Raw genomic sequence first — 26,883 nt, 5'->3', positions numbered from 1 at the left:
TTGTTGTCGGCAGCCCAGTCGAGGATCTTCGGGGTCTTGTTGGCCGACAGGTTGTCCATGATCACGTAGATCGGTGCGCCGTCCGGTCTGGCCGCTCTGATCGATTTGAGGGCGGCCAGGCTGTGGTCGCCGCCTTTGCGGCGCCTGGTCACGCCCCAGAGCTTGTCGTCGCCGATGGAGTAGCAGCCGTGGAAGTAGCGGATGCCGTGGGTGCGCCGGTAGGTCGCCGGCAGCCGGTCGGGCCTGGTTCTCGGCGCCCAGCCGGAGCCGTGGTGCGGGCGGATGGACAGCGGCCCGAACTGGTCGAACGCGAAACACCGCCGTGGGAAGCGGGTCAGGACCTCGTCGATGCGGTCGAGCTTGGCGTCGAAGGCGGGGTCGTTCGAGGTCTTCCAGGTCCGCGTGCGCTGGAAGCTGATCCCGTGTCGGTGCAGGATCTGACGGAGCCGTTCCCGGCCGATGCGGACCCGCCGTTGAGGGTTGTGGTGCAGGTGGGCGGCGAGTTTGCGCAGGCTCCACCGGGTGAAGGGCAGGCCCGCCCTGGCGGGGCGGGCCTTGGCCGTCGCCACGACGAACGCTTCGTCGTCGGGGCCGATCAGGCGGGGACGGCCTCCCGCCCACCTAGGGTCCAGCGCCGCCAGACCGCGGGCGTTGAAGTCGTGGATCACGTCCCGCACGGTGTCGGCGTCCGCGGCAACCAGGCGCGCGATCGACGGCGCGGGTGTTCCGGACGACGAGGCCAGGATGATCATCGCCCGGCGCATCCGGATCGTGCCCTGCTTGCCCCGACGCACGTAGTTCAGCAGGCGACGGCCCTCGTCCTCGGATAATCGACGTGCTCTGACCGGCTCGGCCATCGACCCGTCCTCATGCTCGGCGGCGACTACGTCACCACCGAGCATGGGATCACCGCGAACCGGTGTCGGGGATCTTGTCCGGCGTGTCCCCAACACGGTGAACGTATGTGGTCAACGCACTAGGTCGCCGGCTGCCGGTCGAGCACCTCGCGCGCCTGGTCGTGCGTGAGGCGCCCGATGAGCACGTGCGTGGTGAGGCCGTCGGCCGGCGCCAGCACCGTGCGCGCCCGCGCGCGGTCGCCGAGGAGCCTGGTGAACATGTCTTCGAGGTCGGCGTAGCTTCGCGCGCAGGACGGGCGCGAGCGCGGGGCTGACGGCCGCCTGCGCGACGAACGCGAGCCACACCCTGGCTTCGGCGCGCTCGGGCAGCGCGACGGCGCGCGCCGCCTCGGCCGCGGTGCCGCCCGCCCGGCCCAGGACGCGCTTGCCGACCTCATACGGGAGCATGGTGATGACCGAGTTCACGCCGAGCTGGACGGTGGTGCGGACGTTGCTCGGCGCGGAAGGGCACCGGTACATCGAGATGTCGATGGCGAGGACCGGGCCGGTGGACGTCGTGGAGTACCTGCGGCTCACCGGCGTGCTGCTGGGCGTGAGCGGGCGTGGGCGGAGTTCCTGACCCGGTTCCCGCTGGTGCTCGGTCCGGTGTTCACCGCCCGACCGCCCGAGCCCGGCTTGGAGTCGCGCTCGCGCGAGGGGCACGACCTGGTGACCGGCGCGATGCGGCTGTGCACCGCGACGAGCTTCGCGGGCCTGCCGGCGGTGGCCGTGCCGACCGGGGTGGTCGACGGGCTGCCGGTCGGCGTGCAGCTGATCGGGCGGGCCTACCGCGAGGACGTGTGCCTGGACGCGGCCGAGGTGGTGGAGCGGGTGATCACGCCGCGTACTCCCGCAGGAAGCTGACGGCCTCGTCGGCGTCGTCGGTCACCAGGATCCAGCGCTCGGCCTCCCGGCCGCGGGCCAGGCGTCGCACCAGCGGCGCGGCCGGCACCTCGTCCACCCAGAAGTCCTTGCCCAGGAACACCATCGGCGCGGCCGGGCCGACCGAGCCGTAGTGGTTCTGGCAGTAGTCCTGGAAGACCTCCTGCACGGTGCCCGCGCTGCCCGGCGTGTAGATGATGCCGCCCGTGGCGACGGTGAGCAGGCCCTCCTCGCGCACCGAGTTGGCGAAGTACTTGGCGTGCAGCTCGCACGCCGGGTTCGGCGGCTCGTGGCCGTAGAACCAGGTCGGGATGCCGATCGTGCGCGGCCGGTCGGACGTGGGCAGGTCGGTGGGGCAGGCGGCGATCCAGCGGCCGATGGACTCGGCGTCGCCGCCGAACGCGGGCGCCTTCGCCAGGTCCGCCAGGGTCGGCTCGTCCACGCCGATCCGCACGCCCAGCGGCACGGCCTCCATCACGCCCGGACCGCCGCCGGTCAGCACGGTGAACCCGGCTTCGCCGAGCGCCGCGCCGAGCCCCACCGCCCGCCGGTAGCCGTCCGTGTCGCGGCCGAGCGCGTGCCCGCCCATCACGGCGACCGGCCGTTCGGGCAGCGCGTCCGCCAACGCCTCGGTGATCGCGTGGTCGTGCAGGCGTTCGGCGAGCGCGTGCAGCGGGTCCGGGTTGTGGCCCTGGGCGCGGCTGTGGTGGTAGATCAGGGCGTCCGGGGTGTCGGCGTAGGACAGCGGGTCGTCCGGGTCGAAACCGGCGAACAGCTCGGCCGGCGTGTAGAGCCGCGACCGGTACACGTCGTAGGGCAGGCCGGGGATGGCCGGGAACACCAGCGCACCGGCCGCCGCCGCGCGTCGTTGGGCGAGCGGCGAGAGCGTGCAGCCGAGGAACAGCGCGCCGTCCATCGGCACGCGCAGGTCCTCCTCGCCCAGGTCGAGCCCGACGAGGACGGCGTGCCTCAACTCGGTGGCCGCGCGGACCCGGTCGAGGTCGGTGTACTCGGTGCGCACCGGCGCAGCCTACGGGCGAGCGTTGAACTCCCGTTGCGCCGACGTTGAACTCGGGGTGCGCGAACGCAGGACTCTCGCGCCCTGAACGGAGGACTCTCGCGAGAGTCCTCCGTTCAGGGGTGGTGAGTTCGACGCTCAGAAGATGACGGTCTGGTTGCCGTGCACCAGGACGCGGTCCTCCAGGTGCCACCGGAGACCGCGCGACAGCACGACCTTCTCGATGTCACGCCCCTTGCGCACCATGTCGTTGACGGAGTCGGTGTGGTCCACCCGGATCACGTCCTGCTCCACGATCGGGCCCTGGTCGAGGTCCGCGGTCACGTAGTGGCACGTCGCGCCGACCAGCTTCACGCCCCGGCTGCGAGCCTGGTGGTACGGCCGCGCCCCGATGAACGACGGCAGGAAGCTGTGGTGGATGTTCAACGCCCGCCCGGCCCAGTCCGCGCACAGCTCGGCGGGCAGGATCTGCATGAACCGCGCCAGCACGACCGCGTGCGGCCGGTGGGCGTCCACGAGCTGCCGCAGCTGCGCGAACGCCGCCGCCTTGCCCTCGGGATCGTTCGCCGGGAACGGCACGTGGTGGAACGGGATGCCGTGCGCCCTGGTGATCCCGGCCAGGTCGGCGTGGTTGCCGATGACCGCGGACACGTCGACGTCCAGCTCGTGCGACGCCACCCGGCCCAGCAGGTCGTAGAGGCAGTGGCCCTCCTTGGACACCAGGATCACCACCCGCCTGCGCTCGCCGGAGTCGGCGACCCGCCACGAGCCGGGGCGCGCGCCCAGCTCGCGGGCCACCTCGGCGAACCGGACCCGCAGCTCGTCCACGTCGAACGGCAGCGAGTCGGCCCGGACCTCCTGGCGGGTGAAGAACCAGTTGGTGGTCGGGTCGGTGTGGTAGGCCGCTTCGACGATCCAGCCACCGTGCTCGGCCAGGAACGAGGAGATCCGGGCCACGATGCCGGTGCGGTCGGGGCAGCCGAAGGTGATCACGTAGCGTCGTTCAGGCAGAGGCACGACCGGAAGTATCTACGGTCGCGGCAGCCCGTCCAGCAGAGACCTGTCACCCGATGTGATGGCGCCGCTCGGCCTGCCCCACACCGCCCGGTACACCGCGTCGGCGGTGCCCGCCACGGTGGCGTCCTCGTCGGTCCCGGAATCGGTGATCGGGCCGACCTGCGGCGGCTGACCCGGCGTGAGCCGAACCTCCCAGGCACGGCCCGCGTCGGCGGCGTGGAACAGCACCCGCCCCGTCCGCGCGATCGGCCTGCGCCGGGCGACGGTCGGCAGCATCCGGGTCAGGAACTCGTCCACCCCGTCGGCCGCGAACTCGACGTCGAACAGCAGGGACGGCACGTCCGCGCCGTGCCGGGCGTGCTCGGCGTCGAGCCGGTGGATCGCGGTCTCGTGCGCCTGCCGGCGTGACCAGAAGCCGAAGGTCTTCGGCCCGACGAACGTCCACGCGGGCGTGTTCGACGTGGAGCCGAGCAGGGTGTCGGCCAGCTCGGCGACCTTCTTGTCCCACCAGGCGAGCAGCTCGTCCCAGTCGGCGGGGCGGTCTTCGGGCTTGGCCCGGTCCCCGTCCGCCGGCGTGTGCAGTGACCGCAACGCCCAGGAGTGGACCATCGCCATGTGGTCGACGAGGCCCCGGACCGTCCAACCCGGACAGGTGGGCACCTGCGCCTCGGGCCCGGCGGCGATCGCGGCGGCGCGCAGTGCGGAGGCCTGGTTGCTCATGTGCTGCACGAAATCGGCGTGGTCCACTCCGCACAGCCTAGGGACTCACCACGTCCCAGGACAGGGTGACCTCGCCGAGCCGCCACCGCTTCCGGTCGTCCAGCACCGGCCAACCGCGTTCGGCCAGCAGCCCCACGGACTCCACCCATCGCGCACGTGGGCCATAGGGCGCGAACGGCGCGCACGTCGCCCAGCACGCGTCCAGCTCGGAGAGCAGGGCGTGCACCTTCTCTCCGGGCACGTTGTGGTGGATCAACGCCTTCGGCAGCCGCTCGGCGAGGTCACCCGGGGTCTCCAGGTCGGCGGGCAGGCAGGAGAGCGTGAACGTTCGCGGCCCGTCCGAGGTCAACGCGACCCAGCAGCAACGGCGGCCGATCTCGTCGCACGTGCCCTCGACCAGCACGCCGCCGGGCGCGAGCCGGCCGACCATGGTGTCCCACGCCTCGGCCGCCTGCTCCTCGGTGTACTGCCGGAGCACGTTGAACGCGCGCAGCAGCACCGGGCGGGCGCCGGCCAGCTCGAACCCGCCGCGCCGGAAGTCGAGACCGGGCGGGTCGGCGACCTCCTTGCCGGCGGCGACCCGGTCGGCGTCGAGTTCCAGGCCGAGCACGCGGACGGCCGGGTTCACGGCGCGCAGCCGTGCCGCCATCTCGACGGTGGTGATCGGCGAGGAGCCGTACCCGAGGTCGACCACCAGCGGTTCGGGCGCGGCGAGCAGGTCGCGGTAGGTGTGCGCGACCCACCGGTCGACCCGGCGCAGGCGGTTCGGGTTGGTGGTGCCCCTCGTGGGCAGGCCGAGCGCACGCGCCCGACCCGCGGCTAGGCGCGGCGTGCGAGCCATTCGGCGGTGAACTCGGATTCCTTGTCGAGCAACAGCGAGACCTGTTCGGCGATCATCGCCTCCAGCTTGCCGCCCATGATCGGGATGCCCACCTTGACCTGACCCGTGAGGGTGAGTTCGCTCCCACTCGCGGTGTCGGCGAGCGTGATCGTGCCGTCCAAACGGCCCGGGACGCCGTTCAGCGTCACCTCGACCGTGCCCGCGTAACCGGCCTCGGTCCACGACTCGGCGCGGTCGATGACGAGGTCGCCGCCGAGCAGGCCGCGGGCCACCGACGGCAGCTTGTCGGCGGGCACACCCTGCTTGAGCTGGTAGGACGTGCTCTGGTCGGTGGTGGTGAAGGCGACCAGCTCCGGGTTCGTGCCGCCCAGTTCGGCGAGCCGGTCCCGCAGGTACGTCTGGTCGACCAAGGCTGCGTACACGTCCCGCGCCGGCCAGCGGGACGTGGTTCGGTGCTCGATGCGGCGTGCCATGTCGCGGAGGCTACCGTTCACGGTCGTGACCACCCCGCCCTCCAGTGCCCGTGTGCCGCTGGCCGAGTGCACCACGCTGCGGCTCGGTGGCCCTGCGACGAGGTTCACGCGCGCCGCCACAGCCGCCGATCTGGTCGAGACCGTGCGCGCGTTGGACGCGGACGGCGAGCCGTTGCTGCTGCTCGGCGGCGGTTCGAACCTGGTGGTGTCCGACGCCGGGTTCGACGGCACGGTGGTGGCGGTCGGCACGTCCGGCCGTCGGCTCGACCCGCTGGGCGACGGCCTCGTGCAGCTGACCGTGGAGGCGGGCGAGGACTGGGACTCGGTCGTCGCGGAGGCCGTGGCGCAGGGGCTGGGCGGGCTGGAGTGCCTGTCCGGCATCCCGGGCCTGGTCGGCGCCACGCCGGTGCAGAACGTCGGCGCGTACGGCGTCGAGGTGGCGCAGGTGCTGACGTCGGTGGACCTGCTGGACCGGCGCACCGGTCGCGTGCACCAGGTGCCGGCGGACGGCCTGGGGCTCGCGTACCGCACCAGTGTGCTGAAGGGCACCGACCACGCGGTGGTGCTGCGGGCGCGGTTCGCGCTGACCGCGGGCGGCCAGTCGGCGCCCATCCGGTACGGCGAGCTGGCCAGGGTGCTCGGTGTCGCGCCGGGCGACCGGGTGCCCGCCGACGCGGCCCGCAAGGCGGTGCTGGAACTGCGGCGCGGCAAGGGCATGGTCCTGGACGCGACCGATCACGACACGTGGAGCGCGGGCTCGTTCTTCACCAACCCGCTGCTGGACGACTCGACGTTGGCCGGGGTGCTGATCCGGATCGCCGAACGGCTCGGGCCGCAGGTGGAGGTGCCGACGTACCCGGCGGGGGCCGGGTACTCGAAGCTGTCGGCGGCGTGGCTGATCGAGCGGGCCGGGTTCGGGCGCGGGCACCGCGGGCCGGGTGGCCGGGTGGCGTTGTCGGGCAAGCACACGCTGGCGTTGACGAACCGGGGCGGGGCGTCGACGGAGGACCTGCTGGACCTGGCGCGCGAGGTGCGGGACGGGGTGCGGGCGGCGTTCGGGGTGGAGCTGCTCCCGGAGCCGGTGCTGGTGGGCTGCGAGCTCGGGTGATGGTCGGGTGGGTGCGTGGTCGGGAACACGCCGACCGCTGAACCGCCGAACGGGTGACTCGGTGTGACGAATCCTCACTCCACGCGTTTCATGGAGGTAGGGGCACCCGTTGGAGGTCGTCATGGCCTACCCCGACGATCGCGCGAGCGTCAGGCCGATCAAGAAGCTGGTTGAGGACGATTTCCTGAGCCGGCCCGGTGTGGTGGGTGTCGACCTCGGCGAGAAGACCGTCGGTGGCCGGGCGACCGGCCGGCTGGCGATCGTCGTGTTCGTCCGCCACAAGGGCCGCGCCGCGCAGTTCGCCATCCCGCCGGACGTGCTGGGAGTGCCGACCGACGTGGTCGAGGACACGTTCTGGCCGCACCACACCATCGCGTCCCCCGAGGGCGTGAGCGGTGCGGAGCGGCACGAGTCGTTGGCCGGCGGCATCGGGATCGGGCCGAGCAGGGCGATCCGGTTCGTGCCGCCGGACGTGCCGGAGGTGGACGACTACGTGGTGGCCGGGACGCTGGGCGCGCTGGTCACGCCGCGTCGGAGGAGCACGGTGATGGCGTTGACGTCGTTCCACGTGGCCTGCGTGGACGACGCCTGGGCGGTCGGCGACCCGATGGTGCACCCCTCCCGCGTCGACGGCGGGCACCCGGTGCGCGACCGGGTCGGCGTGTTGGCGCGGGCGGCGTTGTCGGCGAAGGTGGACGCCGCCGCGATCACGCTGACGACAGCGCGCGTGCGGCCCGAGGTGGTGGGGCTGGGCGCGGTGACGGGTGGCGCGCGGGCGCGGGTCGGTGACCGGGTGCGCAAGCGCGGCCGGACCACGGCGGTCACGGAGGGTGTGGTGGCGTCGACGGACGCGGCGATCACGCTGGATTTCGGGGTGCAGCTCGGCGTGCGGACGCTGTACGACCAGATCCGGATCGAGACGCCCCGGTTCGCCGACCACGGTGACTCGGGCGCGGTGCTGCTGGACGACGCGAACCGCGTGGTCGGGTTGTACTGCGGCGGGAGCCCGGACCGGGGGTTCGCGAACCCCATCGGTCCGGTGCTCGACCAGTTGGACGTGGAACTGCTGACCTCGGGGTGATGCTGACGACGGTGGTCAGGCCCGAGTTGGTCAGGCCCGGTGCACCCGTGAAGCGGATGCTTGCGCGCGGGGCTTGAGGACGATCTGGTCCAGGTTGACGTGCGGCGGCCTGGTCACCGCGAACGCGATCACGTCCGCCACGTCGTCCGCGGTCAGCGGCGTCACGCCCTGGTAGACGGCGGCGGCCCGGTCGGCGTCGCCGTCGAACCGGTTGACGGAGAAGTCGGTCTCGACCATGCCGGGCAGGATCTCGGTCACGCGCACGGGTTGGCCGAGCAGCTCGCCGCGCAGCGTGCGGTGCAGCGCGGATTGGGCGTGCTTGGCGGAGGTGTAGCCGGAGCCGTTGTCGTAGGCCTCGTAGGCGGCGACCGAGGTGACGGTGACGACGTGCCCGTCACCGGAGGCGATCAGCTTCGGCAGCAGGCCCTTGGTGACGCGCAACGTGCCGAGCACGTTCGTCTCCCACATCCACCGCCAGTGCTCCTCGTCGGCCTCGGCGACGGTCGCCAGGCCGCGCGCGCCGCCGGCGTTGTTGACCAGCACGTTCGCGGCGGGGATGGCGTCGAGGAAGGACTCGACCGACGAGGCGGAGGTGACGTCCAGCTCGACGGCGGCGCCCTCGATCTCATCCGCGATAACCTTGAGGCGGTCGACCCGCCGGGCGCCGAGCACCACGTGGAAGCCCTCGGCGGCGAGCCTGCGGGCGGTGGCCTCGCCGATGCCCGCACTGGCTCCGGTCACGACTGCGATAGGACGGTTCACACCGGGAATCCTAGGCGTGGGACGCGCATGTGACGCGGATCACTCGCACCGGGAGTCGGGTGGGACGTCCTTCGATCAGGAGGTCGTAACGTGCACAGGACAGTGGCGGCTCTGCTGCTCGGCTTGGCCCTGGTGGCCGGCTGCTCGGCGAAGGTGGAAACGGGCACCGCCAAACCGATCGGCGGCGACAGCCCGCCGGTGGCCAAGTTCACCACCGCGCCCGCGGACGGCGCGGTCGACGCCCCGGTGAACGCGCCGGTGCAGGTCACCGTGGCCGAGGGCACGATCGAGCAGGTCGCGGTCACCAACCCCGAGGGCAAGGCGGTCCAGGGCAAGCTCGCCGAGGACAAGAAGTCGTGGTCCAGCACGGAGCCGCTCGGGTTCGGCAAGGCGTACGCGTACGCGGGTCGGGCGACCGGGACGGACGGCAAGCCGGTCGAGCTGAAGGGCGGGTTCACCACGGTGAACCCCGCTTCGCAGGTGCGCGCGACGCTGTTCCCCGGCGACAACCAGACCATGGGCGTGGCGGTGCCGATCAAGGTCGACTTCGACGCCGACGTCGCGGATCGCGCGACGGTCGAGAAGGCGCTGACCGTGACGAACTCGGCCGGGGTCAAGGGCAGTTGGGCGTGGCTCAGCTCGCGCGAGGTCCACTACCGGCCGGAGAAGTACTGGCCCGCGAACACCCAGATCCACGTCGAGGCGAAGCTGTACGGGGTGCCCTACGGCGGCGGCGCGTACGGTCGCGCGGACGTGACCAGCGACTTCACCATCGGCCGGAACCAGGTCGTGAAGATCGACACGCCGTCGCACCAGTTGGTCGTGCAGCGCGACGGGCAGACCGTGGCGACCTACCCGGCGTCGTTCGGGAAGGACGACGACCCGAACCTGGCCACGCCGAACGGCACGTTCGTGGTGATGCAGAAGTTCGACACGTGGAGCTTCGACAACCCCCAGTACGGCTACACCAACGTCGTGAAGAAGTGGTCGGTGCGGTTCTCCAACCACGGTGAGTTCATCCACGAGAACAACGACAACGCGGCGAACATCGGCAAGCTCAACTCGTCCCACGGGTGCGCGAACCTGTTGGAGGCCGATGCCAAGGCGTACTACGACAGCGCGATGGTCGGTGATCCGGTGGAGGTGACCGGGTCGGCCACGACGTTGCCGGCGCAGTTCGACTGGTACGACTGGCAGATTCCTTGGGCGCAGTGGCAGACGATGTCCGCTCTGTGAGCGGTCGGGTCGGGTTGGTGGGAGAGCGGCTCGTGGTTTGAGTCCGGCCCGATGTGACCTGTCATATCGGGCCTCTGCGGGGTGTGGCGGGTCCGATGTGGGCGAGTCGGGTGAGGGCCTCGGTGGGGAGTTGTGGTCTGGGCACGTGACCGTCGGTGCTCGCGGCACGTTGGGTGTGCGGTCTGGGGTGTGGTTGATGGCGCAAAACCGCTTGCGCGGGAAGTGGTGGGATGACTCGCGCGTTGTCATAAGTCGTGCGGAATACTCTCCTCGACGCCGAGGGCGTCCGGCTGTTGGTTCGCGAGTCGGGCCCGGCCGATGCCCCTGCGGTCGTGCTGGTGCACGGATGGGCGCAGTCGGGGGAGGTGTGGTCGCCTCAGCCGTCGTGGCGCGGTTACGCGGTGGACCTGCGTGGTCACGGTGGGTCTGAGGTTGCCGACGGCGGTTATCGGGAGTCGGCGGTCTGGGCGGCTGACCTGAAGGCCGTGCTCGATCACGTCGGGCGGCCCGCCGTGGTGGTCGGGTGGTCGTACGGCGGGGTGGTGGTCGCGGACTACCTGCGTTTCCACGGCACGGCCGGGATCAGTGGGTTGGTGCTGGTCGGGGCGGTCACCGAGTTGGGGCGGGACAGGCCCGGCGGGGTTACCGGGCCGGTGATGAAGGCGGTGTTGCCGGCGGCGTTCTCCGGTGATCCGGCGGTGGCGGTGCCGGCGTTGACCCGGTTCTGCCGTGATCAGGCGCCGGGGTTGTCCGGTGACGTGGTGCAGCGGATGGTGGGCACGGCGTTGCGGGTGCCGCCGTGGGTCCGGCGGGAGCTGTTCCGGCGTGACGTGGACAGCGCCGTTGTGCTGAAGGCGGTCGACAAGCCGACACTGGTCGTGCACGGCACCGCCGACGAGGTGGTCGACCCGGCCGCCGGTGAGTACGCGGCGGCCCTGATCCCCGGAGCCGACTTGCGCCGCTACGACGGAACTGGACACTCGCCGTTCCTGGAACGGCCGGAGCGCTTCGCGGCCGACCTCGGTCGGTTCGTGGCAGAGGTCTCGCGGTGAAGCGGGTCGCGGTGCTGTCGGTGCACACGTCGCCGTTGGAGCAGCCCGGCACGGGCGACGCGGGCGGGATGAACGTCTACATCGTGGAGACCGCCACGCGGATGGCGCAGCGGGGCATCGCGGTGGAGATCTTCACCCGGGCCACGTCCTCGGAGCTGCCGCCGGTGGCCGAGCTCGCGCCCGGCGTCAAGGTCCGGCACGTGGTCGCGGGGCCGTTCGAAGGGCTGGGCAAGGAGGAACTGCCCGGTCAGCTCTGCGCCTTCACGGCGGGTGTGCTGCGGGCCGAGGCGCGGCACGAGCCCGGTCACTACGACGTCGTGCACTCGCACTACTGGTTGTCGGGGCAGGTCGGGTGGCTGGCGCGGGAGCGGTGGGCGGTGCCGTTGGTGCACACGGCGCACACGTTGGCGAAGGTGAAGAACCTGGCGCTGGCCGCTGACGACATGCCCGAGCCCCGGATGCGGGTGATCGGCGAGGAGCAGGTGGTCGCCGAGGCGGACCGGTTGGTGGCCAACACCGACGTCGAGGCGGCCGAGCTGGTCAAGCTGTACGACGCGGACCCGTCGAAGGTGCTGGTCGTGCCGCCGGGGGTGGACCTGGAGCGGTTCACGCCCGGTGATCGGGACGGGGCGCGGGCGGCGTTGGGGTTGCGGCCGGAGTCGGTGGTGCTGGCGTTCGTGGGGCGCATCCAGCCGTTGAAGGCGCCGGACGTGTTGTTGCGCGCGGCGGCGGAGATGGTGGCGCGTGATCCCGGGTTGCGGTCGCGGTTGGTCGTGCTGGTCGTCGGCGGGCCGTCGGGGTCGGGGATGAAGACGCCCGACGAGTTGGTGCGGTTGGCCGCCGAGCTGCGGATCTCGGACGTGGTGCGGTTCCTGCCGCCGCAGGGCGGTGAGGCGTTGGCGCGGGTCTACCGGGCGGCCGACGTGGTCGCGGTGCCCAGCTACAACGAGTCGTTCGGGCTGGTGGCGCTGGAGGCGCAGGCGTGCGGGACGCCGGTGGTCGCGGCGGCGGTGGGCGGGTTGCCGGTGGCGGTGCGCGACTGGGTGTCCGGGGCGTTGGTGGACGGTCACGACCCGGCCGCGTGGGCGCGGGTGTTGTCGAGCATCGCGGTGAACCCCGCGTGCCGGGAGGAGCTGGCCAGCAACGCCGTCGGCCACGCCCGCCGGTTCTCCTGGGACCGCACGACTGATTCACTCCTCGCCGGGTACGCCGAAGCCCGGGACGTGTTCCGCGAGGAGGTCATCGCTTGAGCCTGGACGACGTCATCCGGTCGACGCTGGACGACCGCGAGCTGCGCTACGACCGCAAGGAGCCGGGCCGGTTCTTCGTGACCCTGCCCGGCACGAAGAAGCTCCAGACGAACTGCTGGCTGGTGGTCGGCAGGCACGCGCTGGTGGTGGAGGCGTTCGTCTGCCGCAAGCCGGACGAGGCGCACGAGGACGTCTACCGGTTCCTGTTGCGGCGCAACGCCAAGCTGTACGGCGTGCACTACACGATCGACACGACCGGGGACATCTACCTGGTCGGCCGGATCGCACCGCACGCCGTGACGCCCGACGAGCTGGACCGCGTGCTCGGGCAGGTGGTGGAGGCCGCCGACGGCGACTTCAACACGTTGCTGGAGATCGGGTTCGCCGGCGCCATCCAGCGGGAGTGGGACTGGCGGGTCTCGCGCGGCGAGTCGCTGGCCAACCTCGAGGCGTTCCGGCACCTGGTGTCCGAATCGTGATCGCGCGGGAGCAACGGGGATGAGCGCGGGCCCCGTCCCACCGGTGACCGGAAACCAGGGAGGGTCACATGGGCAGACGGGTGGGGCTGGTGGTCGCCGCGTTCGCGGTGCTGGCGCTGGCGGGGTGCGCCGCGAACGGCTCGGGGACGTCGTCGGCGGACCAGGCCGCGCCGGCGCCGGCGCAGGAGAACGCGCAGCGGGGCGGCGGCACGCCGAAGCAGGAGTCGGCCGGCACGGGTGAGGCGCAGCAGGCGGGCACGTCGGCGCAGCAGAACCGGCAGCTCGTGCGCACGGCGACGGTCGAGTTGCGCGCGCCGGACTCGAACGCGGTGTTGAGCGAGGTCAAGGACCTGGTGATCGCGGCGGGCGGGTACTCGGCGCAGGAGAAGTCGCAGGCCAACCGCGCGTCGGTGACGTTGAAGGTGCCCGGCGACCGGCTGGACCCCGTGCTGGAGTCGATCGCGAAGCTGGAGAACGTCGAGGTCAGCCGGCGTGAGCTGCAGACCGAGGACGTGACCGAGCAGGTGGTGGACATCGAGGCCAGGCTCGCCAACCAGCGGGCCAGCGTGGAGCGGGTGCGGGGACTGCTGGAGCGGGCCACGACCACGTCCGAGATCACCGACATCGAGGCCGAGCTGACCAAGCGGCAGTCCGAGCTGGAGTCGCTGCAACGCCGGTACGAGACGGTGAAGGGCCAGGTCGCCATGGCGACGCTGACCGTCGTCATCTCGGCGACGGGCGAGCCGGTGGTCGTGCGGGACGAGAACGACTTCCTGGAGGCGTTCGCCGGTGGCTGGAAGGCGCTGGTGACGGCGTTCGGCTGGCTGCTGGTGGTGCTGGGCGGCGTGCTGCCGTTCGCGGTGGTGCTGGGGGTGCCGGCGTTCGGCTACCTGTGGTGGCGGCGTCGCCGGAGGGTCGTGCCCGTGGAGCCCGCCGCGTCGTCGAGCACGCCGTAGCGAGCGGGAGCGCGGGGCGGCTTGGGAGAGAGGGGGAGTCGCGAGCTCAAGCCGCCCCGCGTCGGTCCCCGCTGAAGGTGGATCCGGGCGGGGGGAGCCCGGGCTTCCAAGCGGGCCGCGGTTCGACGGGGGGATTGCGAACCGCGGTTCTGCCGCGCGGGTCGATCGGAGTGCGTGGGAGCCGACCCGCGAGGGCCCTGCCAACTTGGCAGATGGCCGGTGATCACCACAAGGGGCGGCGCTACTCCATTCGTGTTGTTCTTAGCCGAGTTAAGTAACGCTGTAGCGCGAGGCGCGACCGCCTTGACCGGCGATGTGGCTTGACTCACGATGACGGGATCCCGGCCCCCAGGATGAGTGAGGCAGCCGCATGGTCTTCCGCAGTCCGTTCCCCGATGTCGCGGTCCCGGACGTCACGTTGCACGAGTTGCTGTTCGCCGACCTCGGCGAGCGCGCCGACCGGGTGGCCCTGGTCGACGGCACCTCGGGCGCGTCGCTGACCTACCGCCAACTGGCCGGGACGGTCGATCGCCTGGCCGCCGCGCTGGCCGCCAGGGGGATCGGCAAGGGCGACGTCGTGGGCATCCTCAGCCCGAACACCCCTTATTACGCCGTCGTGTTCCACGGCATCCTCCGCGCGGGCGCCACCGCGACCACCGTCAACGCCCTCTACACGGCGGACGAGGTCGCGCACCAGTTGACGGACGCCGGCGCGAAGATGCTGTTCACGGTGTCCGTGCTGCTGCCGAACGCCGCGCCGGGCGCCGAGAAGGCCGGCATCTCCGACGTGGTCGTGCTGGACGCCGCCGAGGGCTACCCCAGCCTGTCGTCGTTGCTGGCGAACGACGAGGCGGCGCCGGAGGTGTCGATCGACCCGGCGCGGGACGTGGCCGTGCTGCCGTACTCGTCGGGGACGACCGGACGGGCCAAGGGCGTGATGCTGACGCACCGCAACCTGGTCGCGAACATCGTGCAGTGCGGGCCGCTGCTCCGGGTCGGCGGGGACACGAAGATCCTCGCCGTGCTGCCGTTCTTCCACATCTACGGCATGCAGGTGCTGATGAACAACGGCCTGCACGTCGGCGCGACCGTGGTGACGCTGCCGAAGTTCGACCTGGCCGAGTTCCTGCGGGTGATCCAGGACCACCGGACCGACCGCGTCTACATCGCGCCGCCGGTCGCGGTGGCGCTGGCCAAGCACCCGTTGGTCGACCAGTACGACCTCTCCGGCATAGACACGATCTTCTCCGGCGCCGCGCCGCTGGACGTCGACCTCGCGGCGGCCGTCGCCAAGCGCCTGGGCTGCCGCGTCTCGCAGGGGTACGGGATGACCGAGATGAGCCCGGTCAGCCACGCGATCCCGGATGGCCGCGACGACATCCCCGTCGGCACGGTGGGCGTCATCGCGCCGAACATGGAGTGCCGCTTCGTCGACCCGGCCACCGGTGAGGACGTGGGCGTGGGCGAGCGCGGCGAGCTGTGGTGCCGCGGCCCGAACGTCATGAAGGGCTACCTGAACAACCCCGACGCCACCGCCGCCACGCTCGACGAGGACGGGTGGCTGCACACCGGCGACGTCGGGGTCATCGACGAGGACGGCCTGGTCAGCATCGTCGACCGGGTCAAGGAGCTGATCAAGTACAAGGGCTACCAGGTGCCGCCCGCGGAGCTGGAGGCCGTGCTGCTGACGCACCCGGAGATCGCCGACGCGGCCGTGGTCGGCGTGCGTGACGCGGAGGGCGAGGAGGTGCCGAAGGCCTTCGTCGTCCGCCAGCCGGGCGCGGCGCTGGACGAGTCCGGCGTGATGGAGTTCGTGGCGTCCCAGGTGGCCCCGCACAAGAAGGTGAGGGTCGTGGAGTTCATCGAAGCGATCCCGAAGTCTGCCTCGGGCAAGATCCTGCGCAAGGACCTGCGCGCCCGCGAGGTCTCTGCCTGAACCGGTTGGCGCGGACCCCCGGTGGCGATCGCGCTGCCGGGGGTTCTCGGCGTCGGGGGCGGTGGTGATCACTCGATGGGGTTGATCCCGACTACTCGGCGAGCCGGGATCGTCACGCTCCACAACCATGTCGGGTGCAAATCGGAACCACACATCGGAGAACACCGCATGCGCATCCTCGGAAGGCTGGCCGTCGCGGCCGGCGCCACCGCCGTCATCCTGCTGGCTGCCCCGGCCGCCAACGCCTCCGACGCCCCGGCGGAGCGGACGACGAAGGGCGCGATGGACGCCGTTCCCAGTGGCGACGTCCTGGGCGCCCTGCTCGGCCCGGTGGTCAGTGGTTTCGGTGGCCTGACCGGTGCGGCCGGCGGGATCGGCGGCATGACCGGCGGGCTCGTGGACATCCAGGGCCTCGGCGGCTGACCCGGCTTCGGGCCGGGCCCGAGAGGCCCGGCCCGGCCTGTCCTGCTGCACCGATCAAGATCACACCTACCACCGGCGTGAGCCGGCCCGGTCCATCTGGCAGGCTGACGCCCATGGCTGTCGGAACCCTGGTGCTGCTCCGCCACGGCGAGAGCGTCTGGAACGCGGAGAACCTGTTCACCGGCTGGGTGGACGTCCCCCTCTCGGAGAAGGGTGTGAACGAGGCGAAGCGCGGCGGCGTCCTGCTGCGCGAAGCGGGCGTGCTGCCGGAGGTGGTGCACACGTCGCTGCTGCGGCGGGCCATCGGCACCGCCAACCTCGCCCTCGACGCGGCCGACCGGCACTGGATCCCGGTCCGCCGGGACTGGCGGCTCAACGAGCGCCACTACGGCGCGCTCCAGGGCAAGAACAAGAAGCAGACGCTGGAGGAGTTCGGCGAGGAGCAGTTCATGCTCTGGCGCCGTTCCTACGACACCCCGCCGCCGCCGATCGAGCCCGGCACGGAGTTCAGCCAGGACAGCGACCCGCGCTACGCCGACCTCGGCCCCGACCTGCCGCTCACCGAGTGCCTGCTGGACGTGGTCAAGCGGATGATCCCGTACTGGGAGTCCTCGATCGTGCCGGACCTGCGCACCGGCCGGACCGTGCTCGTGGCCGCGCACGGCAACTCGCTGCGCGCCCTGGTCAAGCACCTCGACGGCGTCTCGGACGAAGCCATCGCGGGCCTGAACATCCCCACCGGCATCCCCCTGCGCTACGACCTGGACGACGAGCTGAAGCCGCTCAAGCCGGGCGGCGAGTACCTCGACCCGGACGCGGCGGCGGACGCGATCAAGGCCGTGGCCAACCAGGGTCGCTAGCCAACGCCAGGAGACGGCGGCACGCGCGCGGGGCACGACCGGCGCGCGTGCCGCCGTCTCGTGCGTCCGGCCCCTTCGTCCGACGCGTCCAGCGCCCCCGGCACGTCCTCCACTCGTCACCTAGAGGAGAACCCGGCTTCCGCGGCTCTGCACCTGTTCGAACACGCCTGACTCAATTGGACACGATTGGGTGAACGGCGGTCGTCTGCCGGGAGAACATCGGTCCCGGACGGTGTCGCAGGAGTCACGAACCAGGCGTCAGCTCTAGGCCGTACCCCGCCTGACCTGCTTACGATGCGCTCGTGACCGCAACGGGTTACCTCGTCCTGTCGATCGGCGCTCTGCTGATCGGCGGTGTCGCGTTTCTCGCCGGACGGGCCACGGCACGGGCCCGCGAGGCGCGTCCGCGCGGACTCACCGTCGCCGACCTGATGGCCAGGGTGGTCCACTCCTCGCCCAACGGCATCGCCGTGCTCAACGGCTTCGGTGACGTCGTGCTGCACAACTCCCGCGCCGAGGAGCTGGGCGTGGTGCGCAACAACCGCGTGGACGACCGGGCCAGACGCGCCGCCGAGATGGCCCGCCGCAACGGTGGCGTGATCTCGGTGGACCTGTCGTCGCTGGAGGTCATCAAGGGCCGCCAGCCGCAGGCCGTGCACGCCACCGTGAAGGTGCTCACCGAGGGCTTCGTGGTGGTCGACGCCTCCGACGAGTCCGAGTCGGTGCGGCTGGAGGCCACCAGGCGCGACTTCGTGGCCAACGTCAGCCACGAGCTCAAGACCCCGGTCGGCGCGCTCGCGCTGCTGGCCGAGGCCGTGCTGGACGCCGCGGACGACCAGGAGGAGGTCCGCCGGTTCAGCGCCAAGATCATGCAGGAGGCCACCCGGCTGGGCACCCTGGTCACCGAGCTGATCGCGCTGTCGCGGTTGCAGGGCGCGGAGAAGCTGCCGGAGCTCAGCCGGGTCGAGGTCGACGTGGTCATCGACGAGGCGATGGGCCGCTCCAGGCTGGCCGCCGAGTCCGCGGGCATCGAGGTCGCCACCGACTCCCCGAGCGGCCTCGAGGTGGAGGGCGACCGGACGTTGCTGGTCACGGCCCTGAGCAACCTCCTGGACAACGCGGTCGCGTACTCGCCGCCGGGCAGCCCGGTGTCGGTCAGCCGCAAGCTCGTCGACGGTTTCGTCGAGATCGCCGTCACCGACCGCGGCATCGGCATCGCCGAGGACCAGCAGACCCGCGTGTTCGAGCGCTTCTACCGGGTCGACAAGGCCCGGTCGCGGGCGACCGGCGGCACCGGGCTCGGGCTCGCCATCGTCAAGCACGTCGCCAACAACCACGGCGGCGAGGTGAGGCTCTGGAGCCTGCCGGGCACCGGCTCCACCTTCACGCTGCGCATCCCGGCTCATCCCGACCAGGACGAGCCCACCCAGGACCTGCCCACGCAGGAGCTGGCGAGCCCCGTGCCGAGCGGCGCGGGCAGCAACCACGGAGGAGAGCTGTGACCAGGGTGCTCATCGTGGAGGACGAGGAGTCCTTCGCCGATCCGCTCGCCTTCCTGCTGCGCAAGGAGGGCTTCACCGCGGCGCTCGCGGCCACCGGCCAGGAGGCGCTGGAGGAGTTCGACCGCAACGGCGCCGACATCGTGCTGCTCGACCTCATGCTCCCCGGCATGAGCGGCACCGACGTGTGCAAGCAGCTGCGCGCCCGCTCCGCCGTGCCGGTGATCATGGTCACGGCGCGGGACAGCGAGATCGACAAGGTCGTCGGCCTGGAGTTGGGCGCGGACGACTACGTCACCAAGCCGTACTCGGCCCGTGAGCTGATCGCCCGGATCCGGGCCGTGCTGCGGCGCGGCGGCGAGTCCGAGGAGCTGCTGCCGCAGGTCCTGGAGGCGGGCCCGGTGCGGATGGACGTCGAGCGGCACGTGGTGACCGTGGACGGCGCCGAGGTGAGCCTGCCGCTCAAGGAGTTCGACCTCCTGGAGTACCTGCTGCGCAACGTCGGCCGCGTGCTGACCCGCGGCCAACTGATCGACCGGGTGTGGGGCGCGGACTACGTCGGCGACACCAAGACCCTGGACGTGCACGTCAAGCGGCTGCGGTCGAAGATCGAGCCCGACCCGTCGGCGCCGCGGCACCTGGTCACCGTTCGCGGACTGGGATACAAGTTCGAATCCTGATCATCCCGACCAGGTACGGTGCACCGCGTGCGCCTAGGGGTGCTTGATGTCGGGTCGAACACCGTCCACCTCTTGGTGGTGGACGCTCATCGTGGTGCCCACCCGACGCCGATGAGTTCGGAGAAGTCCGTGCTGCGCCTCGCGGAGCAGCTGGACGGCGACGGGTTGCTCGGGCGTGCGGGTGCCGACCAGCTGGTGCGCGCCGTCGCCGCGTCCAAGGCGGCGGCGGAGCGGCTCGGCTGCGAGGACCTGATGGCGTTCGCCACGTCCGCGGTGCGCGAGGCGGGCAACTCCGCCGAGGTGCTGGACCGGGTGCGCGCCGAGACCGGCGTCGACCTGCAGGTGCTGACCGGCGAGGACGAGGCGCGGTACACGTTCCTCGCGGTGCGCCGCTGGTACGGCTGGTCGGCGGGCAGGCTGCTGTGCCTGGACATCGGCGGCGGGTCGCTGGAGCTGGCGGTCGGCGTCGACGAGGAGCCGGAGGAGGCGTTCTCGGTGCCGCTGGGCGCGGGCAGGCTGACCCGGACCCGGTTCCGCAACGACCCGCCGACCAAGGCCGAGGTGCGCGAGACCAGCGCGTGGCTGGCCGAGCAGCTGGCGCCGGTGGCGAAGAAGCTGCTCCGCGTGGGTACCCCCGACCGCGTGGTCGCGACGTCGAAGACGTTCCGCACGCTGGCCCGGCTGACCGGCGCGGCGCCGTCGTCGGCCGGTCCGCGCGCGCGACGCGTGCTCACCGACGCGGGCCTGCGCCAGGTCATCGCGTTCATCTCCCGGATGTCCGCGGCCGACCTGGCCGAGCTCGAAGGGGTGAGCGCGAGCCGTGCCCACCAGCTGGTGGCGGGGGCGTTGGTGGCGGAGGCCACCATGCGAGCCCTGTCACTCGGCGAGCTGGAGATTTGTCCCTGGGCGCTGCGGGAAGGTGTCATCCTGCGTCGGCTGGACCACACTAATGGTTCGGACCTGGACGCCGCGCCGGACCACACCCGCCGGACGGGTGACACTGGACGGACTGGCCGCCACGGGGCACGGTGGAGTTGATGAGTCGAGAGAGCGAGTCGGAGCAGACCCAGCGCACCGTCGCGGAGTTGCTCGCCCAGTACGGCGGCGGGGGCTCCGGCGAGGTGACGCCGCGTCGGCGACGGCGCCGTGCCGAAGAGGCCTCGGACACCGCTCCGCAGGCCATCATCGACCGGGTCAACTCCGACAGCGGCAGGCTGCGCGCCGTCCGCGACGAAGCCGCGTCGCCCGTCCCGCCACCGCCACCGCCACCGCCCGCCGCGCCGCCCGCGCCGTTGCCGCAGCGGCAGCGACCCGTCGAGGCCGAGCGAACGGCCTACCAGCCGCCGGTGCAGCCGGTGTCCCGTCCCGAGCCGCCCGTCTCCCGGCTGGAACCGCCGGTCTCGCGGCTGGAACCACCCTCGTCCCGGCTCGAGCCCCCGAAGCAGGCCGAATCCGGGCGCAGACGCGCGCCCGAGGTCGACCCCGCCGAGCAGACCAGGGTCGTGCCGCCGGTCGTGGCGGACTACCAGGGCGAACCGTCCCGGCCCAACCTGCCGAAACCGCCCGTCAAGCCCGAGGCGTCGCGCTCGAACGTGGTGCGGCCCGTGCCGCCCGGCGCGCCGCCCGTGGTGAAGCCACCCGCCCGTGAACCGGTCACCGAGGTGATGCCGCGCATCACCGACAAGCTCACGCCCAACGTGCCGCTGGAGTCGTTGCCGACCGAGTCGGTGCTGATCGTGCCGCCCGCGCCGCCGCGGCTGCCCGACCCGCTGCCCGACCAGTCCCCCGAGGACTGGTTCGGCGACGACGAGCCGGAAGAGGCCGTCGAGGGCGAGAGCACCGCGTTCCACCCGTACGTCGACCTCGACGAGGAAGACGAGGACGACGACTACCCCCGCCGCGACTTCAAGCGCCGCGACCTCGACGACGACGGGCCGGCCGGGCTGGCCGACATCGACGACGACGTGGACGAGGAGCGCCCCGCCGACCGCTCGGCGGGCAAGGAGTGGCTGCTCATGATCGGGCAGCTGGCCGCCGGCGTGATCGGTGGCGCGGCGCTGTGGCTCGGCTTCAACTTCCTCTGGCGCACGGCCGCGCCCGCGGCGCTGGTGGTGGCCCTGGCGGTGACCGTCGGCCTGGTGATGATGGTCCGCAAGATCCGCCGTGCCGACGACCTCCAGACGACCGTCCTGGCGGTGCTCGTCGGGTTGATCGTGACGGTGTCGCCGGCGGCGATGCTGCTGGTGAACTCTTGATCCCGGTCGGGCTGTCCACCGCGGCCGTGTGGCCGCAGCCCGCGGGCGCCGCGTTCGAGGCGGCGGCCGAGCTGGGGTACGACGGCGTCGAGGTCATGGTGTGGGCCGACCCCGTGAGCCAGGACGTGAAGGCGGTCGACCGGCTCTCGAAGCGCTACCGGGTGCCGGTGCTGGCCGTGCACGCGCCGTGCCTGCTCATCAGCCAGCGCGTCTGGTCGCCGGATCCGGCCGAGCGGCTGCGGCGCAGCGTGCAGGCGGCCGGTGACCTGGGTGCGCGGACCGTCGTGCTGCACCCGCCGTTCGTGTGGCAGCGGCGGTACGCGGAGGGTTTCGCGGACCTGGTCGCGTCGCTGGAGGACGACAGCGGCGTCGCCATCGCGGTGGAGAACATGTTCCCGGTGCGGCGTCCCCTCGGGCGTGGGCGATCGGTGCAGGTCACGGCGTTCCGGCCGTCGATCGACCCGACCGACGTCGGCCACCGGAACTACACGCTGGACCTGTCGCACGCCTCGGCCGCGCACGTGGACACGATGGAGCTGGCCAAGCGCATGGGCGACGGGCTGACCCACGTGCACCTGGCCGACGGCGCCGGCCTGCCCAAGGACGAGCACCTGGTGCCCGGCCGCGGCACGCAGCCGTGCGGCGAGCTGCTGTCCCACCTGACCCGCACGGGCTTCACCGGGCAGGTCGTGCTGGAGGTCAACACCCGGCGCGCCCGCACCGCCGCCGAGCGCACCGAACTGCTGACCGAATCCCTCCTGTTCGCCCGCCTGCACCTCTGACCCCCGCGTGTGTCCTACGTTCAGACCGCGTGTGTCCTACGTTCAGGACCCCCGAATTCAACGCTCAGGTCGACCGACGGCGAACTCGCATCCGCTGCGGCGCCGGTCAGCGGCTAGGGTCTTGATCGTGAACCCGTTGCGCACGTTGATCCTCGCCGCCGCGGGCAACGACACGGTGCGCCGGGTCGTCGCGACCGCGCCCGTCAGCCGCGACGTGGTGCGCCGGTTCGTGGCGGGCGAGACCACCGCCGACGCGATCGACGCGGCCGGCCGGCTGATCGGCAACGGCCTGCGCGTCACCCTCGACCACCTCGGCGAGGACACCGCCGACCGCGCCACCGCCGAGCGGACCGTGCGCGCCTACCTGGAGCTGCTCGACCAGCTGCACGACGTCGGCCTCGCCGCGGACGCCGAGGTGAGCGTGAAGCTGTCCGCCGTGGGCCTCGGCCTGAGCGAGACGTTCGCGCTGGACAACGCCTCCCGCATCTGCGCGGCGGCCGAGCAGGCGGGCACCACGGTCACGCTCGACATGGAGGACCACACCACCACCGACGCCACCCTGCGCGTGCTCGCCGAACTGCGCCGCCACTGGCCGTCGGTGGGCGCGGTGCTCCAGGCGTACCTGCGCCGCACCCTGGACGACGTGCGCGAACTCGCGGGCACGCGCGTCCGGCTGTGCAAGGGCGCGTACGCCGAACCGCCGTCGGTGGCCTACCTCGACCCCCACGAGGTCGACCTCAACTACGTGCGCTGCGCCAACGTCCTGCTGGCCGGCTCCGGCTACCCCATGTTCGCCACCCACGACCCGCGCCTGATCGAGATCGTCTCCGAACGCGCCCGCTGGTACGGCAAGGAGGTCGAGGACTTCGAGTTCCAGCTGCTCTACGGCGTCCGGCCGGGCGAGCAGCAGCACCTGGCGGCGGAGGGGCACGTCGTGCGCGTCTACGTGCCGTACGGGGGCCAGTGGTACGGGTACCTGATGCGCCGGCTGGCCGAGCGGCCGGCCAACGTCGCGTTCTTCCTGCGTTCGCTGGTCACCCGCTCGTGAGGAGCCCTGTGTCCTTCTCGGTTGCCAGTGCGGTCCGCCCCCTCGGCGACGGCACGTACACCGCGTCCCTGCCCGCCGAGTGGACCGTCGGTCCGAAGCCGCACGGCGGGTTCCTGCTGGCCCTGGTCGCGCGGGCGGCGGTGGACAGCGCGCGGACGGCCGTGCCGGGTGCGGACGACCTCGCGCCGCTGAGCGTGAGCACGCAGTTCCTGCGCGCGCCAGAGGTGGGGCCGGTGCTGGTGCGGACCGAGGTGCGCAAGGCGGGGCGGACGGCGACCGTGGTGACGTCGACGCTGGAGCAGCGCGGGCGCAGCTGCGTGGAGGCGGTGGTGACGGTCGGGCGGATGCCGACGGCCGCGCCGGACTACGCCGACCTGCCCGACCTGCCCGCCGAGCCGCCCGCGGACGCGATCGACCTGGCGTCCATGGGCTCCGGCGGCGTGTACAAGCTCGGCGCGGTGTGCGACGTGCGGCTGGACCAGGCGGGCGCCGGGTTCCTGACCGGACGGGTCGGCGGCCCGTTGGTGCTGCGGCTGTGGGTGCGTCCGCTGGGTGAGCGGCCGGACCCGTACTTCGCGCTGATCGCCGGTGACATCTCGATGCCGGTGACGTTCAACCTCGGCCGGTTCGGGTGGTCGCCGACCGTGCAGCTGACGGCGTTGCTGAGGGCGAACCCGGCGCCGGGGTGGCTGCGCGTGCGGGTGTCGTGCAGCGCGGTGCACGGGCAGTGGTTCGACGAGGACGCCTTGGTGATCGACTCGGCCGGGCGGCTGGTGTGCCAGGCGCGGCAGTTGGCGCTGACGCCGGCGACCTGAGCGTTGAATTCAGGGGTCCTGAGCGTAGGACACGCACGTTCTGAACGTGGGACACGCACGACGCGAACGTACGACACTCGCGTTCTGGGCGTAGGACACGCGTGGGACCTGCGGGTATTCGGGTTGTGGCGGCGTGGCAGGCTTGGCGCATGACGACCATCGCCGTGTTGGGGGCTGGCAAGATCGGTGAAGCGCTGCTGTCGGGGCTGCTTCAAGGCGGGCGCAAGGCCGACGACCTGCTGTTCACCGAGAAGCACCCGGAGCGGGCCGCCGCGCTGACCGAGCGGTACGGGGTGGAGGGCCTCGACGTGCCCGGCGCGGCGCTGCGGGCCGACGTCCTCGTGGTCGCGGTCAAGCCGCAGGACATCGAACCGCTGCTGGACGAGCTCGCACCCGTGCTCAAGCCCGGCACGCTCGTCGTGTCCCTGTGCGCGGGCCTGCCGACGTCCCTGTACGAGCGCAGGCTGCCCGACAGCACCCCCGTGGTCCGGGTCATGCCGAACACCCCGATGGTCGTCGGCGAGGCGATGAGCGCCATCTCGGCGGGCAAGTACGCCACCGAGGAGCACCTGAACCTGGTCGAGGAGCTGCTGACGACGGTCGGCAAGGTGGCCCGCGTCCCGGAGAACCAGCAGGACGCCGTCACCGCGCTGTCCGGCTCCGGCCCCGCCTACTTCTTCTACCTGGTCGAGGCCATGATCGACGCGGGCATCCTGCTCGGCATCCCGCGCGACCTGGCCGGTCGGCTGATCATCCAGTCGGCGGTCGGCGCGGCCACCATGCTGAACGAGGGCGACCAGCACCCGGTCATCCTGCGCGAGGCCGTCACGTCGCCCGCGGGAACCACCATCATGGCCATCCGGGAGCTGGAGAGGCACGGCGTGCGCGCGGCCATGCTGGCGGCCATCGAGGCCGCCCGCGACCGTTCGGTGGAACTGGGACGCGACCACGAGGCGGACTGATACCGCCATTGGCCGTCGCACCAGTCCCACCCGTCCCGTTACCCTCAGGGGAGCACGTGCGTGTCGAACCGTCGGTGGGGAAGCCGACGGCACGACGCGTGTCGAAGGACGCGGTGATCCATGCCTGCGGAGGAGAAGTCACTCGGTCAAGTCAGATTCATGACGGTCGCCGAGGTCGCGCTGATGATGCGCGTGTCCAAGATGACGGTGTACCGCCTGGTCCACTCCGGTGAGCTGACGGCGGTGCGCGTGGGTAAGTCGTTCAGGGTGCCGGAGAAGGCGGTCAACGAGTACCTGCGGAACGCCTACTTCGACGCCGGGTGAGGGCGCGTCCGGGCAGGCGGGTAAACTCATAGGCCGTTCGTGCCTGGTGTCGGCGCGCCCACTTGACGGGTGTCTCCACCGGCGCGTGGAGACCACCAACGTCTAGTAGTGAAGGAACCCGCATGGGCTCGGTCATCAAGAAGCGCCGCAAGCGCATGTCGAAGAAGAAGCACCGCAAGTTGCTGCGCAAGACGCGGGTCCAGCGCAGGAAGCGCGGCAAGTAACCCCTGCGGGTTCTAGCACCGCCAGTCCCCGGCCACACCGGCCGCGGGACTGGCGGTGTCTTCGTTCCGCGCCGCCCGGGCGCCGTCCCGCCATCCGGGTGATTCACCGGTAACGCCTCGGTGACCTGCGTCAAGACGACGTTCCGCGACCGATCGCGCCGCCGGATCCCGGTTAGCATCGTCGAGTCGCACCACCCGCACAGGGAGTCGCATGGCGCCCAAGGTCGTTCTCGTCACCGGTTGCAGCCGGTACCTCGGCGGTCACCTCGCCGCGCGCTTCGCGGCGAACCCCGACGTCGAACGCGTGCTCGGGGTGGACACCGAACCGCCGTCACGTGACCTGCTGCGCCGCATGGGCCGCGCCGAGTTCGTGCGCGCCGACATCCGCAACCCCCTCATCGCGAAGGTCATCGACACCGCGCACGTCGACACGGTCGTGCACGCGTCGGTGACGGCGAACCCGGCCGGCCCGAGCGGGCGGACCGTGATGAAGGAGATGAACGTCATCGGCACGATGCAGCTGCTGGCCGCGTGCCAGAAGTCGCCGCACGTGCGCAAGCTGGTGGTCAAGTCGACCAGCGCGGTGTACGGGTCCAGCTCGCGCGACCCGGCGGTGTTCACCGAGGACATGGGCCCGAAGGACCTGCCGTCCAGCGGGTACGCCAAGGACGCGGTCGAGGTCGAGGGCTACGTGCGCGGGTTCGCGCGCCGCCGGCCGGACGTGGACGTCACCTCGCTGAGGTTCAGCAACTTCATCGGCCCCCGCATCGACACGGTCCTGACCAGGTACTTCGCCCTGCCCGTCGTGCCGACGGTGATGGGTTACGACGCAAGGGTGCAGTTGCTGCACTCCGAGGACGCGCTGGCCGTGCTGGAACGGGCCACGCTGCACGACCTCCCCGGCGTCTACAACGTGGGCGGTGACGGCGTGCTGATGCTGTCGCAGGCCATCCGCCGGGCCGGTCGGGTCAGCCTGCCCGTGCCGAGCGCGGCCGTGCCGACGATGGGCCGGTTGTTCCGCAGCGCCAGGCTGGTGGACTTCTCACCGGACCAGATGAGGTTCCTGAACTGGGGTCGGGTGATGGACACGACGCTGCTGAAGCGGGAGTTCGGGTTCACGCCGAGGTGGACCACCCAGCAGGCGTTCGACGACTACGTGAGCGGGCGCGCGCTGCGTCCGCTCGTCGACCCGGAACTGGTGGCCTCGGTCGAGCGTGGCGTGCTCGACCTGGCCGCCAGGTTCCGCTAGCGATCACGCCGGCGAGTCGGCGACCAGACGACCGCCGGCCGAGTCGGCGACCAGA

Annotated in this window: 31 protein-coding genes; 23 read left to right on the top strand and 8 right to left on the bottom strand. The window is 71.7% G+C overall.

Annotated features, from left to right (window positions below; all coding sequences use genetic code 11):
- On the bottom strand, positions 1-857 hold an 857-nt coding region (locus tag AB0H12_RS17355), incomplete at its 3' end, for an IS630 family transposase (RefSeq protein ID WP_499623810.1).
- Positions 858-976: 119 nt separating this feature from the next.
- Positions 977-1,117, bottom strand: coding sequence for a hypothetical protein (locus tag AB0H12_RS17350; RefSeq protein WP_499623809.1), 141 nt, complete (start codon positions 1,115-1,117; stop codon positions 977-979).
- A 191-nt stretch (positions 1,118-1,308) separates the two neighbouring features.
- On the opposite strand from AB0H12_RS17350, the gene AB0H12_RS17345 reads away from it, so the two are divergent.
- Together AB0H12_RS17345 and AB0H12_RS17340 are read left to right on the top strand one after the other, a co-directional pair.
- Positions 1,309-1,476 (top strand): hypothetical protein, encoded by a 168-nt coding sequence (locus tag AB0H12_RS17345; protein ID WP_499623808.1) that lies wholly within the window; start codon positions 1,309-1,311, stop codon positions 1,474-1,476.
- A 14-nt stretch (positions 1,477-1,490) separates the two neighbouring features.
- Complete coding sequence (locus tag AB0H12_RS17340) at positions 1,491-1,760, top strand: amidase family protein (protein WP_499623807.1); 270 nt, start codon at positions 1,491-1,493, stop codon at positions 1,758-1,760.
- Here the strand turns inward: AB0H12_RS17340 and AB0H12_RS17335 are convergent.
- The 5 genes from AB0H12_RS17335 to AB0H12_RS17315 all read right to left on the bottom strand — a co-directional run bounded on the left by AB0H12_RS17335 (position 1,732) and on the right by AB0H12_RS17315 (position 5,847).
- Positions 1,732-2,799 carry an LOG family protein gene (locus tag AB0H12_RS17335; protein WP_499623805.1) on the bottom strand — a complete coding sequence of 356 codons (1,068 nt, stop codon included), beginning with the start codon at positions 2,797-2,799 and terminating at the stop codon, positions 1,732-1,734. The genes AB0H12_RS17340 and AB0H12_RS17335 overlap by 29 nt on opposite strands.
- Positions 2,800-2,934: 135 nt before the next feature.
- Positions 2,935-3,813 (bottom strand): formyltetrahydrofolate deformylase, encoded by an 879-nt coding sequence (gene purU, locus AB0H12_RS17330; protein WP_230566347.1) that lies wholly within the window; start codon positions 3,811-3,813, stop codon positions 2,935-2,937.
- A 12-nt stretch (positions 3,814-3,825) separates the two neighbouring features.
- Positions 3,826-4,560: a maleylpyruvate isomerase family mycothiol-dependent enzyme gene (locus AB0H12_RS17325; protein ID WP_499623804.1), complete on the bottom strand. Its 735-nt coding sequence runs from the start codon at positions 4,558-4,560 to the stop codon at positions 3,826-3,828.
- A gap of 10 nt (positions 4,561-4,570) precedes the next feature.
- Complete coding sequence (locus AB0H12_RS17320) at positions 4,571-5,374, bottom strand: class I SAM-dependent methyltransferase (RefSeq protein WP_499623803.1); 804 nt, start codon at positions 5,372-5,374, stop codon at positions 4,571-4,573.
- Positions 5,353-5,847 carry a DUF2505 domain-containing protein gene (locus tag AB0H12_RS17315; RefSeq protein WP_498776264.1) on the bottom strand — a complete coding sequence of 165 codons (495 nt, stop codon included), beginning with the start codon at positions 5,845-5,847 and terminating at the stop codon, positions 5,353-5,355. Before AB0H12_RS17315 ends, AB0H12_RS17320 begins: the two co-directional genes overlap by 22 nt.
- Between AB0H12_RS17315 and AB0H12_RS17310 the strand changes: the two genes are divergently transcribed.
- Positions 5,846-6,955 carry a UDP-N-acetylmuramate dehydrogenase gene (locus AB0H12_RS17310; RefSeq protein ID WP_499623802.1) on the top strand — a complete coding sequence of 370 codons (1,110 nt, stop codon included), beginning with the start codon at positions 5,846-5,848 and terminating at the stop codon, positions 6,953-6,955. The two genes, AB0H12_RS17315 and AB0H12_RS17310, sit on opposite strands and share 2 nt — an antisense overlap.
- Positions 6,956-7,076: 121 nt before the next feature.
- Positions 7,077-8,036: a chymotrypsin family serine protease gene (locus tag AB0H12_RS17305; RefSeq protein WP_499623801.1), complete on the top strand. Its 960-nt coding sequence runs from the start codon at positions 7,077-7,079 to the stop codon at positions 8,034-8,036.
- A 30-nt stretch (positions 8,037-8,066) separates the two neighbouring features.
- Here the strand turns inward: AB0H12_RS17305 and AB0H12_RS17300 are convergent, their stop codons facing one another.
- Entirely contained in the window at positions 8,067-8,798 is a 732-nt protein-coding gene (locus tag AB0H12_RS17300; protein WP_230566353.1) for an SDR family NAD(P)-dependent oxidoreductase, read from the bottom strand.
- Positions 8,799-8,888: 90 nt separating this feature from the next.
- Between AB0H12_RS17300 and AB0H12_RS17295 the strand changes: the two genes are divergently transcribed.
- The 19 genes from AB0H12_RS17295 (at position 8,889) to AB0H12_RS17205 (ending at position 26,828) form a co-directional block, all read left to right on the top strand.
- On the top strand, positions 8,889-10,034 hold the full coding sequence (locus AB0H12_RS17295) for a L,D-transpeptidase (RefSeq protein ID WP_499623800.1): 1,146 nt from the start codon (positions 8,889-8,891) through the stop codon (positions 10,032-10,034).
- A gap of 254 nt (positions 10,035-10,288) precedes the next feature.
- Positions 10,289-11,086 (top strand): alpha/beta fold hydrolase, encoded by a 798-nt coding sequence (locus AB0H12_RS17290; protein ID WP_499623799.1) that lies wholly within the window; start codon positions 10,289-10,291, stop codon positions 11,084-11,086.
- Positions 11,083-12,336: a D-inositol-3-phosphate glycosyltransferase gene (mshA, locus tag AB0H12_RS17285; protein ID WP_499623798.1), complete on the top strand. Its 1,254-nt coding sequence runs from the start codon at positions 11,083-11,085 to the stop codon at positions 12,334-12,336. The genes AB0H12_RS17290 and mshA overlap by 4 nt, the downstream gene beginning before the upstream one ends.
- Positions 12,333-12,815, top strand: a complete 483-nt coding sequence (locus tag AB0H12_RS17280) for a type III secretion system chaperone family protein (protein WP_498718050.1) — start codon at positions 12,333-12,335, stop codon at positions 12,813-12,815. The genes mshA and AB0H12_RS17280 overlap by 4 nt, the downstream gene beginning before the upstream one ends.
- A 68-nt stretch (positions 12,816-12,883) precedes the next feature.
- The gene (locus AB0H12_RS17275) at positions 12,884-13,771 is read left to right on the top strand and encodes a DUF4349 domain-containing protein (protein ID WP_499623797.1); all 888 of its coding nucleotides are present in this window, start codon (positions 12,884-12,886) and stop codon (positions 13,769-13,771) included.
- A gap of 370 nt (positions 13,772-14,141) precedes the next feature.
- Entirely contained in the window at positions 14,142-15,707 is a 1,566-nt protein-coding gene (locus tag AB0H12_RS17270; RefSeq protein WP_499623796.1) for a 4-coumarate--CoA ligase family protein, read from the top strand.
- A 168-nt stretch (positions 15,708-15,875) separates the two neighbouring features.
- On the top strand, positions 15,876-16,130 hold the full coding sequence (locus AB0H12_RS17265) for a hypothetical protein (protein WP_499623795.1): 255 nt from the start codon (positions 15,876-15,878) through the stop codon (positions 16,128-16,130).
- Between the two features lie 113 nt (positions 16,131-16,243).
- Positions 16,244-16,990 carry a phosphoglyceromutase gene (locus tag AB0H12_RS17260; RefSeq protein WP_499623794.1) on the top strand — a complete coding sequence of 249 codons (747 nt, stop codon included), beginning with the start codon at positions 16,244-16,246 and terminating at the stop codon, positions 16,988-16,990.
- 302 nt (positions 16,991-17,292) lie between these two features.
- Complete coding sequence (locus AB0H12_RS17255; protein WP_499623793.1) at positions 17,293-18,492, top strand: sensor histidine kinase; 1,200 nt, start codon at positions 17,293-17,295, stop codon at positions 18,490-18,492.
- Complete coding sequence (locus AB0H12_RS17250; RefSeq protein ID WP_498776290.1) at positions 18,489-19,169, top strand: response regulator; 681 nt, start codon at positions 18,489-18,491, stop codon at positions 19,167-19,169. Before AB0H12_RS17255 ends, AB0H12_RS17250 begins: the two co-directional genes overlap by 4 nt.
- 27 nt (positions 19,170-19,196) lie before the next feature.
- The gene (locus AB0H12_RS17245) at positions 19,197-20,207 is read left to right on the top strand and encodes a Ppx/GppA family phosphatase (RefSeq protein WP_499623792.1); all 1,011 of its coding nucleotides are present in this window, start codon (positions 19,197-19,199) and stop codon (positions 20,205-20,207) included.
- On the top strand, positions 20,207-21,424 hold the full coding sequence (locus AB0H12_RS17240; RefSeq protein WP_499623791.1) for an Rv0497 family membrane protein: 1,218 nt from the start codon (positions 20,207-20,209) through the stop codon (positions 21,422-21,424). The genes AB0H12_RS17245 and AB0H12_RS17240 overlap by 1 nt, the downstream gene beginning before the upstream one ends.
- Positions 21,421-22,206 carry a sugar phosphate isomerase/epimerase family protein gene (locus tag AB0H12_RS17235; RefSeq protein ID WP_499623790.1) on the top strand — a complete coding sequence of 262 codons (786 nt, stop codon included), beginning with the start codon at positions 21,421-21,423 and terminating at the stop codon, positions 22,204-22,206. Before AB0H12_RS17240 ends, AB0H12_RS17235 begins: the two co-directional genes overlap by 4 nt.
- Before the next feature lie 127 nt (positions 22,207-22,333).
- Positions 22,334-23,254, top strand: a complete 921-nt coding sequence (locus AB0H12_RS17230) for a proline dehydrogenase family protein (RefSeq protein ID WP_499623789.1) — start codon at positions 22,334-22,336, stop codon at positions 23,252-23,254.
- 8 nt (positions 23,255-23,262) lie between these two features.
- Positions 23,263-24,069, top strand: a complete 807-nt coding sequence (locus AB0H12_RS17225; RefSeq protein ID WP_499623788.1) for a thioesterase family protein — start codon at positions 23,263-23,265, stop codon at positions 24,067-24,069.
- A 149-nt stretch (positions 24,070-24,218) separates the two neighbouring features.
- Positions 24,219-25,031, top strand: a complete 813-nt coding sequence (gene proC, locus AB0H12_RS17220) for a pyrroline-5-carboxylate reductase (RefSeq protein ID WP_499623787.1) — start codon at positions 24,219-24,221, stop codon at positions 25,029-25,031.
- Between the two features lie 120 nt (positions 25,032-25,151).
- Positions 25,152-25,355: a helix-turn-helix domain-containing protein gene (locus tag AB0H12_RS17215; RefSeq protein ID WP_123745150.1), complete on the top strand. Its 204-nt coding sequence runs from the start codon at positions 25,152-25,154 to the stop codon at positions 25,353-25,355.
- A gap of 122 nt (positions 25,356-25,477) precedes the next feature.
- On the top strand, positions 25,478-25,579 hold the full coding sequence (locus tag AB0H12_RS17210) for a 30S ribosomal protein bS22 (RefSeq protein WP_015105422.1): 102 nt from the start codon (positions 25,478-25,480) through the stop codon (positions 25,577-25,579).
- Between the two features lie 211 nt (positions 25,580-25,790).
- On the top strand, positions 25,791-26,828 hold the full coding sequence (locus AB0H12_RS17205) for an NAD-dependent epimerase/dehydratase family protein (RefSeq protein ID WP_499623786.1): 1,038 nt from the start codon (positions 25,791-25,793) through the stop codon (positions 26,826-26,828).
- Positions 26,829-26,883 lie beyond the last annotated feature (55 nt).

The organism is Actinosynnema sp. NPDC023794 (genome assembly GCF_040639675.1).
GTDB classification, from domain to species: Bacteria; Actinomycetota; Actinomycetes; order Mycobacteriales; family Pseudonocardiaceae; genus Actinosynnema; species Actinosynnema luteola.
This window is presented reverse-complemented; position numbering and strand designations above follow the sequence as displayed.